Here is a 14,675-nt window from a genome sequence, read left to right as displayed (position 1 = left end):
GCCCGCACACACTACGCCATCCAAGATTACACTGGATCTAAAGAGAGAGTAGGCGCAGGCGGTTGCAGATCAGTTGTACAACTGGTTTGAGGAAAGTCCGGACTCCCGAAAGACCAGACTTGCTGGATAACGTCCAGTGCGAGCGATCGTGAGGATAGTGCCACAGAAAGATACCGCCCTCTAAAGTATGAAGGATAAAGGCTGAAGTCTGAAATTTTCAAACTTCAAACTTCAAATTTCATACTTGAGAAGGTAAGGGTGCAAAGGTGCGGTAAGAGCGCACCAGCACGACTGAGAGGTCGTGGCTCGGTAAACCCCGGTTGGGAGCAAGGCCAAAGGAACTATGGTTGGTCTTTTACCAGTTCCGCTAAGACAGAGCCGCTAGAGGCGTCTGGTAACAGGCGTCCCAGATAGATAACTGCCCTCATGTTAGAGATGTTAAATTTAACTTCTCCACTGAGAACAGAACCCGGCTTACTACTTACTCTTTCTTTAATAATGGAGTACTCACCTTTGTTGGTTTGTACTCCATTTTGATGTTTCGTAGGAGGTCAATTTTTGTCATAGTTCTTCTTTTTCAGCCTGAGAAAAATCTGCTGCAGATTGCTGAAAAATTGCAATGGGAATCGCCCAACTTAAAGCTTCCATTTGCTCAAATATTTTCTGGGATGGTTTGCTTCCATCAGTAAATGTAAATATATTAATTCCTTGCAGCGGATATTTTAAACGACCGTTAATTCCCACTAATTCTCCTGTTTTATTCAATACGGGGCCGCCACTCATGCCAACTTCTACTTCGTTGGTGTAGCCTAAACGATAGCCTTCTGGGAGTGATTTATCTGTTAATAACATCATCACTTTACCAGTTGTCAAGCGAAAAGCTTTTGTACCCCAATGGCGGGTGTCTTCAATTTTATTTTGATTAATTAAGTGATAATTGGGAAATCCGGCGGCAAAAATAGGAGTATTTACAGTTAGACTTTTCGAGTCACCTAATTTGACAACTTGATAATTATTTTTACTATCAAATTCAACTAAAGCTAAGTCTAAACCCAGCAATTTATGCATTGGTTTTAATCGGGCTTGATGAATTTTTCCATCTACAGATAAGATGCTATATCTATGGTTTTGAGTATGAGTAATTACATGTTGACATGTCAAAACAGTATATGTTTGATTTTGACGTGCAACTATGACTCCAGAACCAGAACCGGGTTCAGTGAAAATTCTGACTGTAACTTGTTTAGCAATTTCTGCTACTGGTAAAGTTGAATTATCTGTTTCTGGGTTGAGATTTTTAGTATATTTTGATTGATTTATTGATGAAGATAAGCAGCCTTGTAAAAGGGTAGCACTGAACAACAAAGTGAGTGACTCCCACATTGGTAAAGACGGTTTCACGATTATTTGTTGTTTATTATGGTTTCCTGGCTTCTGGGTTTTCAAAGGGGAAAGATGAGATTAAAAATGGATGCTAATAGTATCTAGCATCCTGGGGTAAATACATTTTAGGTTTATTTGTTTTTCTCTGCTTAATTTTTCGGTGTCAAGGGTGGGGTAGCGCTATCATCTGCAAATGCTTTGTTAAGCTGGATTCCCAATTCTAAGACTGTGCGATCGCTCTCATCTCGTCTTAAGGGCGTAGAAGTACCTTTGACACTAAAATTTAGTAGCTGATTGAGAATTTCTTTTTCTTGACCGCGTTCAGATGAATTCAGCGTTAATAATAAATTTTCACCGCTACATTTTTCTTTTTCGGTTTTGATATAACAAATTACTGGATTACTATTATATATCCCGTGAGTTATTTTCAACGTACCCGCATCACCAGCACGGGATGCAAATGCTGTAGTCAAGCGCTGACTAACTCGTTTACAGCGTTCCTCTGGGGCAAATTGAGGGCCGAAAGCGGTATCATTCCAAGTAATAATTGGCGATGTTGTTTTAGTTCCCCTCCGCGCTACTGTCGCATAACCACTTCCTTGACGAATGCAAAGAAATGCTGTTTTAACATTGCTTTTAACTGGCGGAGTTTGCGAAAGTCCGATTTGATTAGTCAGCAGCAAAATAATAGAAATAAAACACAGATTTGCGGTCAGTAATTTACTACTAAAATTAGTCAACATGGATTGATTCCTGAGTTAATAAATTAGTTAAATTTTTCGAGTGGATGATAATTATTGTCCAACATACATTTATAGTCTAATTAGCGCTGTTTTCTTAAGCAGACATAACCTACTTGTAGTATTATATTAATCTGAAAAGTTAAACCTGCTTGCAAGTAAGTTGCAAGGAACAGGTAAAAATTTGTAAAAAACTTCCGTTTGGCTGCATCTGTGTGGTGTGTATTCTGCCCTTACTCGTTGGGTTGAGGCTATTTTTTCAATTTTATAATTTTGCTTGTCAAGAGTATATAAGCTATGAATCTACAAATCAAAGGCAAGACCGGATTTTTACGAAGTTTAAATATAAATACACAAATATTTAGGTTGTTGTGGTTAACTTTACTACCTTTGCTGAATGTTTTAGATATCAAGCAAATACAAGCCCAGCAAATAGTACCAGCGGTTGATGGTACTGGGACTATGATTGCACCCAATGGTAATCAAATTGATATTACTGGCGGTCAAATATCTGGAGATCAAGTTAATCTTTTTCATAGTTTCGCTCAGTTTGGGTTGAACTCTGAGCAGATAGCGAATTTTTTATCTACTCCTGGTATTGAAAATATTTTAGGTCGAGTTGTTGGTGGTGAACCTTCAATTATTAACGGTCAAATTCAAGTTACTGGAAGCAATGCTAATTTATTTTTGATGAATCCTAGTGGTTTTGTATTTGGATCTAATGCTAGTTTAAATGTGCCTGGATCTTTTAGTGCAACTACTGCAAATGGAATTGGTTTTGGTTCTAATTGGTTTAGTGCTGGGGGTGTGAATAATTATGCAGCTTTGGTGGGAAATCCTGATGCTGTGAGTTTTTCGATGAGTCAACCAGGGGGAATTATTAATTTTGGTAATTTGGGTGTGGGAAATGGACAAAGTTTAACTTTATCGGCTGGGAGTATTGTAAATACTGGCACATTATCAGCGCCAGGGGGAAGAATTATTGTCTCTGCAGTTGCGGGTGAAAGATTAGTACGGTTGAGTCAATCTGGAAGTATTTTGAGTTTAGAAATTCAACCACTTTCAGCGAGTATTAATCAAGCGCAACCGTGGAATTTGCCGATTTTATCTTTACCGCAGTTACTAACATCTGGAGGTGGAGGAAATGCAGATAAATTATTTATTAATAGTGAAGGAAAAGTGGCTTTATCAGGTTCGGGAATTTCTGTAGAAAATGGTGATAATTTCAATGGTAATATTAATACTTCCTTTGCTAGTATTGAGACTACCTCAGTAATTTTGCCGGATGCAGATGGTATTGCTAGACAAAATCTCGATAATCGGATTGTTTTGAGCGATCGCACTGCAGTTATTCTTACCACTACAAGTGGTAATCTTACTGTTGGTAACATTGATACCAGCGGTGGTGGTGTCATCCTCAATTCAGGCGGTAATGTCACATTTGATTCTATCAATACGCAAGGTAGAAGTTTTTACGGTGAAACCGCTAGGGGTGGAGATGTAAATATTATTGCTAACGGTGTTGTCCGAGGGGCGGGTGTGATACCTGTGGGAGAATCGGGAGATATCCCTGCGAACACTACAATTTTGGCGAGGGGAACTACACCGGGTAATGTCACAATTCAACACAATGGTGGTAATAATAACGCTGCTTTCATCATTGGTGACTCGACAATTAATGGTACTGTAGGTGCAATTGATACAGAAGTAACTGCGCGGATTAGTTCAGGTACATTTCCTGTTCTCGCCAATGGTGGTGATGTCAGCGCTGCAGCAAATGTTACTATTACTTCCGTTAATCGTCCGCCAACCCTGACGATTAATCCTCTGTTTAATAGTGTGAAACAGGATAATAATATCACCTTGAGTTACGGGGATTTACGCCCAACAATTAGCGATGCTGACCAAGATAATACATTTTTGCGAATCGAAGCGATCGCTGTGGGAACTTTGAAAAAAAATGGTGCGATCGCACTTGCTGGAACAGTATTTGCTCCTGGCGATGCTTTAGAATATACACCACCTGTAGGCTTTTCTGGTAGGGTCAATGCTTTTAGCATTAGCGCTGGTGATGGGGTTTCATTTTCCCCACCGCAAACCATCAGCTTCGATGTGACAGCGACACCATCAATACCACCAATAGATCCGACACCATTAACACCACCAATACCAAAAACAGATCCGACACCATCAATACCACCAATAAATCCGACACCGTTGACACCAATACCATTAGATAAAACAAATTCAATACAACAGACACCTTCATCAGTAGTCACACCACCATTAGCTGTTGTTGATATTAATCAACCATCTGCAATTGATCCAGGAATTGCAGTCACAGATGATAAATTTGCTAGTCAATTTGAGTCATATTTTCGGACATCCGCAGGTAATAATCAAGTGCGAGAACGCCGACGCATCACTCTTTATGAAACGCGGGATATCCTTCGTCAAATCGAGAAAGCGACTGGAGTGAAACCTGCAATTATTTATGTAAATTTTATCCCTTCAGGTGCAGAAGGGAAAGCTTCACAAGTTCCTCAAGATAACGACCAGTTAGAATTATTATTAGTTACTGGAAAAGAAGACCCGATCCGCAAAACAATTTCTGCTGCTAAACGCAAAGATGTCCTAGAAATTGCGGAAGAACTTTACGGTACTGTAGAAACTCCGAATAATCAAAATTATCGACTACCTGCGGCAGAATTATATCAGTTAATGATAGCGCCTTTAAAACAGGAGTTAGATAAAAGAGGTATTAATAATTTATTGTTTATTGCTGACGAAGGTTTGCGTTCTTTACCTTTTGCGGCGCTATATGATGGTAAGCAGTTTCTGATTGAAAACTACAGTGTGGGATTTACTCCCGCGTTGAGCATTACTGATACTCGTTATGTTGATATTCGCAATTCGCAAATTTTAGCGATGGGAGCGTCTAAGTTTGAGAAACTTAAACCTTTACCAGCTGTTCCTGAGGAATTGTCTATTGTAGCTGAAGAAATTTGGGAAGGGAAATTTTTTGTCAATCAAAACTTCACTTTAAATAATTTCAAATCTCTGAGAAAGAATCAACCTTATGGGATTATTCATTTAGCGACACATGGAAACTTTGAGAAAGGAGAACCAGCAAACTCATTTATTCAATTTTGGGATAATCAATTGCGATTACCGCAAGTGGGAGATTTAGGGTTAAATAATCCTGCTGTGGAATTGTTGGTTTTAAGTGCTTGTCGTACAGCTTTAGGCGATCGCAATGCTGAATTAGGTTTCGGTGGAATTGCTTATGCAACTGGTGTAAAAACATCTGTGGCTAGTTTGTGGAAAGTTAGCGACGCGGGTACTTTGGGATTTATGGTTGAGTTTTATAAAAACCTCAAAACTGCACCCATCAAAGCTGAAGCTTTGCGACGAGCACAAGTAGCTATGCTAAAAGGTCAAGTTGTGCTGGATAATGGTCTTTTGCGAACTTCTGTTAGAGGTATAAATTTACCTACAGCATCTCCAGATGCAAAATTACAACAAGATTTAAGACATCCTTTTTATTGGTCTGCTTTTACCATGATTGGGAATCCGTGGTAAGTGTAGCAGGGAACAGACTAAAGTCCTGACTAAAAAATTATGGTTGATAATAAACGCTAAAGTGAAAGCCGGAGTCTTGAAAGTTGTTAGCGCGATCGCTTAAATTAATCACAGGAATTCCATAATCTAAACGCACATTCAAATTAGGTATTGGTTGCCATAATAAACCTAATCCACCACTGGCTAAAAATTTCTGCGCTGGTGAAGAACGATTATTAGGATTATCGGGATGATTCCCCACCATACCCAAATCAATAAAAGGTGCAAATTGTAGTGTAGGTAAACCGCCTTCATTCCGCAATACGGTAATTTGGTCTTCGATAGAAAACCGGAATCCATTGTCACCAGAGCGCGCATTTTGACGATAACCGCGTACTGTTTGCGCTCCACCAATGATAAATTGTTGGGATGGGAGTAGACTATCTGGTGTGAGTTGCCAATCTAGCGCGATAATTAGTTGTTGGTCTTGATTAAGCAGTTGAATTCTTTGCACTTGACCATACCAACTAAAAAAGTGACCATCAGGAATAGGATGATTATTCGTGGTAGCGTCGAATAAACCAGTTCCCAGATTTAAAAGCGATCGCACAGTCCAAGCTCCTTGAATATCTCGCTTCACATAGTCTTGACCAAATCTGAAAACACTGGTACGACTGACACCATTTTTATCTGCGCCAATACCAAAACCAAAAGGTTGATTATCAAACAAAAAAGTTTGACCATTTTGATATGTAAACCCTAAAGACAAAGCCAATTCTTCACGAGGTGATCTAATTAATGGTTGGCGATAATTAATTTCATATAAATCAGAATTACCGCGAATATTCAAACTTTGAAACTGGGGGTCAGTAATTTTAGAATTATTAATTGCTGCGCGTATTTGTAAAGTTCCATTCATCGCATTTAATGGAACTCGATAACTAAAATCAGATAAATTTACTCCACCAGTTGTGGAACGATTATAAGCTACAGCAATCTGGTCGCCAGAAATTACTAAATTTCGATATGCTAAACCCACACCTAACCTTTCTGAACCCACACTTGGTGGTGAATAATTATCAACACCAACAGCAAATTTGACAGGACTAGCTTCTGTCACTTTGACTATAATAGTACTTTGCCCAAACTTTCCAGAATCTGCTGGTCTGAGACTCGCTTCTAGATTTTTAAATATGGGGTCAGAACGCAAGAGAATTAATTCATCTTCTAGCTTTTGCTGACGGAATGGATTTAATCCAGCTAATCGAATGCGATTGCAAATATATTCAGGATTAATCTTTTGCGTACCCTCAACACGAATTTGATCTATACCCCCTTCAAAAACTCTAATTACTATCTCACCAGTATCAATAATTTGGTCTACTAAAACTGCTCTTGATGTAATGTAACCACGATTTAAATAAAGTGCAGTAATTTGATCAGCAACATTTGCTAATTCTTGTAATGTGACAGTTTTTCCTTCTACAGGTTGAGTAATTGCTGCAATTTCTTTAGCGCTAATTATTGTATGGTCACGGACAACAATTTTCTTGACTAAGAAACGCTGATTTATTGGGGGATTTGTTGGTGGTTCGCCAGGTTGATGATTATCTGTATTCGGTGATGGTGTGACAGAGTTTTCATCTACTGGGGGTGGTTGATGATTTTCTGGTTGTGGTTGCTGTGAAGATAAGCTATTTTGCGGAACAACAGTAACACACTTTGCCTTTTCCACAACTTGATTTTGTTGTGGAGAATCAGCTAAATTGATTCCAGGTTTGATGAGAGTATTGCTATCTGCGATCGCTTGACTTGCAATTAAACAAAATATCATGCACTGGAGTGCAAATCCACACTTAAAAATTAGAATATTTATCAGTGAGAATCGCCAAGTTTTGTTCACAATCTAATTTTGTTATGGTGTTTTCCCGCCCGCGATTGTATTTGAGCGAAATGAGAGGCACTATAAATGTAGAAATTATCAAATAATTTAATTTGCCTGTCAATAGGAATTCTCAAAACTTATAGCAGTCCCCTTTAATTTGTGAACTTATTTGTTTATATAAGGAACAGGCGCAAAAATTTCTTGGTGTTTGCGTTTTGTGTTCAGTTTGTGTTCTAAACTACTTGGCGACATCTATAAATTTACTCAAATGAGAAAGCATTTACAGCATTTGCTTGCTGAATTTACCTAAATGAGAAAGCATTTACAGCATTTGCTTGCTGAATTTACCTAAATGAGAAAGCATTTACAGCATTTGCTTGCTGAATCTACCTAAATGAGAAAGCATTGACAGCATTTGCTTGCTGAATCTACCTAAATGAGAAAGCAAACTGCGGTTTGCTGACTAAATCTATCCAAATGAGAAAGCATTTAGGCATTTTAAAAACTTGGTGTTGTTCAAGGCTGCATGAAAACTATCATGGGCGACATCCCAAACTTTGATGGAGACATAAAATTTTACGTCTCTACATTAAACTTAATACTTTAATTTAGCGGTTAGAGGCGTTGTGGTGATTTTTGGTCAATCACCAACAATTATTTAAATAATTTGATGCAGCTATGATCAATTTCTATTCTTGCTTGTGTAAAAGTAGAGTTTTCTGGAGGAATTTTTTCTATTGTTTGCATGGCTTCATTACATTTATTTTCTTCAGCTAGTTTAGTAGCATACCCAAATCTACACTTATTCAAAATATCTGTAACTTGTTGATAAATACTATAACCGCTATTCACTTTTTCTGCGAGAGCGATGCATTCCTCATAATTTGATTGCGCTTGAGCATCCTGAATAGATTTCAGCGTCAGCAATGATGTAATCAAAGGATAAGCGAAAAAACCACTAATGCAAGCAATAACAATTAAGGCTGTAAACATCGTTGGTTTTAAGGATAATTCTGATTTTGTCGCTGCTTCAAGCTGAGTTCTTCTTTGAGGAATGACTTGAATGGGAGAACGGTATTGAATGATGGCGTCTTCTTTTTTGGGCGTCAATTGAAGATAATCAGGAGGTACAATTGGTGCAAGTGCTTCTATTTTGAGATTTACTGGTTTTGGAGGATTAATAATAGTTTCCGCATCATAACTTTGTGCCAATTCAGGTTGAACTAAAGGGATAGTTTCTTTCACCATCTGTCTAGATGGTGGGTGAATTGTTGGGCGAATAGTACCTTGGAGAGCTTGATTTAATTCTGCTACTGATGTGAAGCGATCGCTAGGCTGCTTTTGCAGACATCGCATCACCACCGCCTCTAATTCTACAGACAAATGCTCACATCCTAATTGCTGACGTAAAGGCTGAGGCGGTTCGCTAGTATGAGCAAAAATCCATGAACTTTCGCTGAAATTCCGTTTCATACTAAACCCAAAAGGGTCAGTAGCACTCAACATTTCATAAAGAATAATTCCTAAACTATAAATATCTGCTCGTCCATCGAGATTATCTTCACCTCGCAATTGTTCTGGTGATGCGTAGCGAAAAGTACCAATAAATGTATGCGTCAAGTTGGTCTGCTCATAAGATTCGCTGCGAATCTTCGCTATACCAAAATCAACTATCTTAACTACTTCTCTAGAATCTGTCGTCTCTAAAAAAATATTATCTGGCTTCAGGTCACGATGTATAACTTGGATATGCTCGCTAATGGTTCCAGCTTCTCGCCACAACGTCACCCCTTTGTGAGCGTGCTGCAAACCGTGACAAATTTGAGTTATAATTTTGACACTTCTAGTTGCTAATAATCGCCGCTCCCGCTGGAGTAGTTGACGCAGAGACTCCCCACGCAGATATTCCATCACATAAAACGGATAGCCCTCATCAGTCATCCCGTAATCAGTGACTTGTACAATATGCTCACTGTGGAGAGCGGCGCTGATTTCAACTTCTCGCTCAAAACGCTTCTTCATTTCCTGAAACGATACCAGCGTACCCTTGAGCAGTTTTAATGCAACCTGCTTACCCATGCGGGTATCCATAGCCAAAAACACATCACCCATACCGCCCCCGCCCAAACGTTTCTCTAGGCGGTAACGCTGGCGATCGCCCAAACAACGACCTATCCAAAAATTGGACTCAGCAGGGGAATTCATGGGGCTAACACAATCCTAATCTTGCTTAAATTGAGAAAGTTCAGGTTTTCCAAATAGCGATCGCCAATACAAAATCAACACTTGTTCATTGCGAATGAATACAACGAACTATTGCCCCCATATCTAGCACATAAGACATTACCACAGGGGTTTGACAAAAGCAATATCTAACCTAAGATTGATTATTTATTAAGTATTGGACACAAATCAAAATCACTCGTTGGATATGGGGCTATGGGGCCTTGGATATGGGAAAAACACAGTTAAAGGCATCGTCATTAACGTGAAATCATATCACCCCTAGCCCCAAACCCCTGATTTCTAGCCCCTAATTTCTCATCGCTGAACTAAAATTGATAATTGCGATCGCGCACCCATAAACTAATTGGTACAGCGTTACCCTGGGGGTCAACTTTCACTTTCACCGTTATCGGTTGTCTTTGATTACCCCGGCGTTCCGCACCACGGGAAATATCATTACTAATTTGCTGGCGTTGCTCATCTGGAATATAGTATGTTTCCACACCATAATTGACAGAGCCATCACGATACACACCTTTGAGCGCCACCTGATTACTAGGAAGATTAGTAGGACGTCTACCACTCACCCTCACCAACCGCCAAGCCCTAGGAACACCACGATTAAAAGATAATTGTTCCTGTAAAACCACATACAAAATCGTTCCTTGCGCCAACTGTCTATTGCGTCCCCGATTTTGTCTAAGCAACTCCTCCCAACCAGGCAACCTGCGTAAAGTTGACACACGAGATATGTTATAATCCAAATTCAGCGAATCACCACGAGCCACATCATTAGCATCAACCACACTCTGCAGAATTACCGTCCTACCCGCAACGTCGGTATAAACAGCTTGAGTGGGTACAGCCATAATAATTCCCGCCTGAAACAACAGCGGAACCACAAGTCGCCAAATAGGGAGAGGCTGATTCGCCTTTTGTTCAGTCGCAATTAAATAATCTTTAAAAGTCAGCTTCTCTGAAAACTCTGCTTCCGGAGACAAAGACTGATTAGATTTACCAGCTTCATTAGACTTATTTGATTCACTGGATTTATTCGATTCAGAGGAATTACTTTTCATGAGCGTAGTCCTAAACAGCAACTGAAGTATGAAGTCTTCTATCAAACACACAAAATTAGGACTGACGCAGAGATTAACTAAAGAAGAAAATATTCAGAATCCACAGAGACTACGATGATAACAAATTAAGTCCACAAGATATCATCAGCCAAAAATCAAGAATTGTTTCCTCGCTAACTTATACCAATTCCCCAAAACTAAAACCAGTCTTGATATTACTTCTTAGCTGCAGAACTAGAACCACCAGATTGACGACGTTCAAACCAAAGTCCAGCGCTAATTAAACAAGTACCGCAGGTAGCAAAAACCAACGCCCTAAATAACAAATCAGTATCATACTCCAACACCCTACTAATAATTTGCAACGTCAACAACAGCATCCCGCCCCAAAAAGAACGTCTATCATTCAACTTCAATCCTTCTTGAATTAGCCCCCAAGATAAAGTTGCTAACAGTACATTAAAAACAAAAATCCCCAATTCACCAACTCGCGCCACCGCTTGATGCCAAAAAGGAACCAAAGCAGTAATAGCAATAAAAGCGATAATCAAAGCAGTTTTAAAAACTACTTCTTTGCGCGGAGAGTTATTTTTATAGCGCTGAAAATTAGACCATTGCAACACAGCTAAACCACTGAGAATCCCCACATCAATTATTGGTAAAGTCCGGAGGATATTACTATTAGTTGTTGGCGGAAAATAACCACCATCGGGAAATTGCCATTGCCAACGAAACGATAGAATATAAAAAGCCACACCGAAACATACCAGCGCTAAATTCCGCGCCAACGGTTTAAACAACCTGTAATTAATTGTCGGATACAACAAGTCATCGTAACTCCATAACAACGCAGGTGGAAGCGCAAAAGCAAAAGAAGCCACCCAAGGCGCAATATCAGAATAAGTCAGCAGTTGTAGAGGATTAAGATTGAATTGCAAAGATGTCACAAAACAAAAAACTGCTAAACCAAAAATTATCCGCGAACGACAAAAATAAGCCAGAGGTACAAACAGCAACCATGAAACCAAAGGCATATGTCGCACGGCTAACTTAGCCCATGTCCATTCATTGGAAGTGTACCACCAGTCCCCTAATCCCGTCCAATAACCAATTTGAATCAAGACAATAGCCAAAATTCCCAAAGATGTTAAGGAAAGACTATAAGCCATCACCAAAACACCAAACCCCCAAGCCAAAAACAATTCCGTGCTAGAACCACCAATATTGAAAACTTGCGCCATCAACAGTATATTTGCACCCAAAATTAAAGCACCTAAAAACAGTAATGCTTCTCCCATAATGCGTTTACTTCGTTGCGGTTTCTTCCCCTCCGCTTTCCGCAACGCCGGTTCTCTCCAAGTGAAAAAACCCACAATAGTAGTAGAGAGAAACAAACTCATCATCAAAATAAACTTGACCTCCCGTGACCACTCCAACCAATTAGCAGCAACAAAAATAGCCACACCTAAAACTAAAAGTATTCCACCAATACCAATTACCATCATCCCAGAACGTTCGCGCGCAGCATTTTCTAAATTATTGAATTGATAACGGTCTGCTAATTGTTGGTACTGTGAAGCACTAATTATGCCTTCATCACGCCAAAGTTGCGCTTCTTGGCGTATTTTTCGCTGAAAATTATCTAAAATCATCACCCTCTCCCATGCTATTTATTTAGTTGATTTACACCTTTGGTGTTGACAAAAAAGCCAGCTATAGGTGACAAATCAGGGTAGGTACGCATATATTCACAATCAAGCGCAAAATTCCCCTATCCCCTCTTCCCTAACCCCTCTCCCCTATCTCCTTCAGTATGGAGTCAAGCAACTTCATAGTATTGTTCTTATGTAACAGTTTCACCGTCACATGAATAAACCCTCAAATCTATTACTGAAACTCTCTCGGCGTTTGTTTAATAACTCTGAACAACAAGAAAAATTTATTGAGGCTTTAATTCATCCTCAACCATTCTCACCCTGTATTCTTTGGTGTCAGGAAAAACCAGAAATTGCACCATTTTCAGTGGAAGCACCAACATTTTGGCAACCACATTTTATTGACCGTTTATACCAGGGAGAAAAACCCGGTAAACATCCCCTACATGAACAAGGATATTATTATTGTTTAGATTTTTCTTCTGTATTTGCGGCGTCTATTTTGCTGACAATTCCTCAATCAATTGATGTAGTTTTTGATATGTGTGCTTCCCCAGGAGGTAAAAGTGTTTTTGCTTGGAAAGCGCTCAAACCAGATTTACTAATTAGTAACGAAGTGATTGGGAAACGTTTAGGGATGTTAATTTCTAATCTGAAACGCTGCGGTATTCATCCCGCAATTGTAGTTAATAAAGATTCGAGTTTCTTTGCTGAAACTATACCTTTATCTAGCGATTTAGTATTAGTAGATGCTCCTTGTTCTGGGCAATCTTTATTAGCTAAAGGTGATAAAGCCGAAGGCTGTTTTCATCCAACTAATATTAACAAATGCGCCAATAGACAAAAAAGAATTATTGCCAACTCTGCACAAATTGTCAAACCACAAGGTTATCTTGCCTATATGACTTGCACCTATTCAACTGAAGAAAACGAGCAGGTTTGTGAATGGTTTTTGGCAAAATTTCCCCAGTTTCAAGCCGTGCCAATTCATCATTTACAACCCTATCAATCCCATTTAACAACTATTCCCTGCTATCGCTTATTTCCTCAAGACAAATTAGGCGCTGGTGCATTTACAGTTCTATTTCAAAACACCGCTATAGGCGAAGCAAAACCAATAGATTTAGACACCTTACACCCACTCATAATTCACTCTTCATAATTCATAATTCATACTTCATACTTCATACTTCATACTTCATCCTTCATAATTCATCCTTTCTCATGATGCGAGGAACGAAACAAATGACTGTGTTCAGGATGATATAAACGCGATCGCCCTTTGGTTGACGAAAGTGCTGGACTAATAACATAAAGTGTGGTACGTATTATCTGCTCTTGATGAGTGCATTCCGCCATTTGATGAAGGGGAACCACACGAATTTTTTCATCATTCCAGCCCAAGCGGAAGCAAATCGCCACCTTGGTGTCTTCTGGGTAATGCGCTAATAACTTAGCTTGAGCATCTTCCACATGACGCGCACTCAAATACAAGCAAAGACTAGCTTGATGGGCTGCGAGAGCGGCTAACTCTTCACTGACTGGAACTGTTGTGCGACCGCTGATGCGCGTGAGAATGATAGTCTGGACTAAACCAGGAATAGTCAACTCCACCTTTAATTTAGCCGCTGCAGCTTGAAAAGCACTGATTCCAGGTATCACCTCGAAAGGAATTTCCGCCTCAGCTAACAACTGCATTTGCTCGTGGATAGCGCTGTAGAGACTCGGATCACCTGAATGGAGACGAATCACCGATTTGTGCGATCGCACTTTTTCCACCATCACAGCTACAATCTCCTCTAAAGTCTGATTCGCAGTCCGAATAATTTCCGCATCTTTTCGACACACATCAAGAATCTGCTCAGGTACTAAAGAATCAGCAAATAAAATTACATCGCCCACAGCCAAAAGCTTCTGCGCTTTAACCGTTAGTAAATCTGGATCTCCCGGCCCTGCTCCCACAATATACACACCCGGATCCACAACCAGCATTGATTTTCCATAACATAGATTACCTGTAGATTCACGCATAATAGAACACAGAACAATTCTTTAGAAAAAATATTTTGTTATTTTCTCAGTGTCTTTCCGGACAGACCCGCTTTTTCTAGTAGAGGTGATTGGTAGATGCACCCTGGTTAAGCCC

The 14,675-nt window shown here is 39.6% G+C and carries 9 protein-coding genes and 1 other RNA gene; 3 read left to right on the top strand and 7 right to left on the bottom strand.

Annotated elements, in window-relative coordinates:
• Positions 1–44 precede the first annotated feature (44 nt).
• An RNA gene (gene rnpB / locus MIC7126_RS28740) (RNase P RNA component class A) lies at positions 45–493 on the top strand.
• 68 nt (positions 494–561) lie between these two features.
• Here the strand turns inward: rnpB and MIC7126_RS27595 are convergent.
• Both MIC7126_RS27595 and MIC7126_RS0113960 read right to left on the bottom strand, forming a co-directional pair.
• Positions 562–1,401 carry a S1 family peptidase gene (locus MIC7126_RS27595; protein ID WP_202951047.1) on the bottom strand — a complete coding sequence of 280 codons (840 nt, stop codon included), beginning with the start codon at positions 1,399–1,401 and terminating at the stop codon, positions 562–564.
• Between the two features lie 131 nt (positions 1,402–1,532).
• A complete protein-coding gene (locus MIC7126_RS0113960; RefSeq protein ID WP_017653778.1) occupies positions 1,533–2,126 on the bottom strand; it encodes a COP23 domain-containing protein in 594 nt (197 codons plus the stop codon).
• 294 nt (positions 2,127–2,420) lie between these two features.
• Between MIC7126_RS0113960 and MIC7126_RS28855 the strand changes: the two genes are divergently transcribed.
• On the top strand, positions 2,421–5,705 hold the full coding sequence (locus MIC7126_RS28855) for a CHAT domain-containing protein (protein ID WP_017653777.1): 3,285 nt from the start codon (positions 2,421–2,423) through the stop codon (positions 5,703–5,705).
• 37 nt (positions 5,706–5,742) lie between these two features.
• Here MIC7126_RS28855 and MIC7126_RS0113950 read toward each other — a convergent pair whose 3' ends face one another.
• From MIC7126_RS0113950 to MIC7126_RS0113935, 4 genes are all read right to left on the bottom strand, one after another.
• Positions 5,743–7,518: a ShlB/FhaC/HecB family hemolysin secretion/activation protein gene (locus MIC7126_RS0113950; protein WP_017653776.1), complete on the bottom strand. Its 1,776-nt coding sequence runs from the start codon at positions 7,516–7,518 to the stop codon at positions 5,743–5,745.
• Between the two features lie 705 nt (positions 7,519–8,223).
• Positions 8,224–9,774, bottom strand: a complete 1,551-nt coding sequence (locus MIC7126_RS28635; protein WP_017653775.1) for a serine/threonine protein kinase — start codon at positions 9,772–9,774, stop codon at positions 8,224–8,226.
• Between the two features lie 347 nt (positions 9,775–10,121).
• Positions 10,122–10,874 (bottom strand): GDYXXLXY domain-containing protein, encoded by a 753-nt coding sequence (locus MIC7126_RS0113940; RefSeq protein ID WP_017653774.1) that lies wholly within the window; start codon positions 10,872–10,874, stop codon positions 10,122–10,124.
• Between the two features lie 215 nt (positions 10,875–11,089).
• Complete coding sequence (locus MIC7126_RS0113935) at positions 11,090–12,526, bottom strand: DUF2157 domain-containing protein (RefSeq protein WP_017653773.1); 1,437 nt, start codon at positions 12,524–12,526, stop codon at positions 11,090–11,092.
• 214 nt (positions 12,527–12,740) lie between these two features.
• On the opposite strand from MIC7126_RS0113935, the gene MIC7126_RS0113930 reads away from it, so the two are divergent.
• A complete protein-coding gene (locus tag MIC7126_RS0113930) occupies positions 12,741–13,691 on the top strand; it encodes an RsmB/NOP family class I SAM-dependent RNA methyltransferase (RefSeq protein ID WP_017653772.1) in 951 nt (316 codons plus the stop codon).
• 50 nt (positions 13,692–13,741) lie between these two features.
• On the opposite strand, the gene cobM is transcribed toward MIC7126_RS0113930, so the two are convergent.
• Entirely contained in the window at positions 13,742–14,560 is an 819-nt protein-coding gene (cobM, locus tag MIC7126_RS0113925; RefSeq protein ID WP_026100251.1) for a precorrin-4 C(11)-methyltransferase, read from the bottom strand.
• Positions 14,561–14,675: the final 115 nt, after the last annotated feature.

Source organism: Fortiea contorta PCC 7126 (assembly GCF_000332295.1).
GTDB classification, from domain to species: domain Bacteria; phylum Cyanobacteriota; class Cyanobacteriia; order Cyanobacteriales; family Nostocaceae; genus Fortiea; species Fortiea contorta.
Note: the sequence above shows the minus strand (reverse complement) of the source record. Positions and strands in the feature narration are given on the sequence as shown.

What these genes read in the sequence shown, in the direction of transcription:
- MIC7126_RS0113960 (WP_017653778.1), bottom strand. Translation starts at nt 2,126, where the DNA reads ATGTTGACTAATTTTAGTAGTAAATTACTGACCGCAAATCTGTGTTTT.
- MIC7126_RS28855 (WP_017653777.1), top strand. Translation starts at nt 2,421, where the DNA reads ATGAATCTACAAATCAAAGGCAAGACCGGATTTTTACGAAGTTTAAAT.
- MIC7126_RS0113950 (WP_017653776.1), bottom strand. Translation starts at nt 7,518, where the DNA reads ATGATATTTTGTTTAATTGCAAGTCAAGCGATCGCAGATAGCAATACT.
- MIC7126_RS28635 (WP_017653775.1), bottom strand. Translation starts at nt 9,774, where the DNA reads ATGAATTCCCCTGCTGAGTCCAATTTTTGGATAGGTCGTTGTTTGGGC.
- MIC7126_RS0113940 (WP_017653774.1), bottom strand. Translation starts at nt 10,874, where the DNA reads ATGAAAAGTAATTCCTCTGAATCGAATAAATCCAGTGAATCAAATAAG.
- MIC7126_RS0113935 (WP_017653773.1), bottom strand. Translation starts at nt 12,526, where the DNA reads ATGATTTTAGATAATTTTCAGCGAAAAATACGCCAAGAAGCGCAACTT.
- MIC7126_RS0113930 (WP_017653772.1), top strand. Translation starts at nt 12,741, where the DNA reads ATGAATAAACCCTCAAATCTATTACTGAAACTCTCTCGGCGTTTGTTT.
- cobM (WP_026100251.1), bottom strand. Translation starts at nt 14,560, where the DNA reads ATGCGTGAATCTACAGGTAATCTATGTTATGGAAAATCAATGCTGGTT.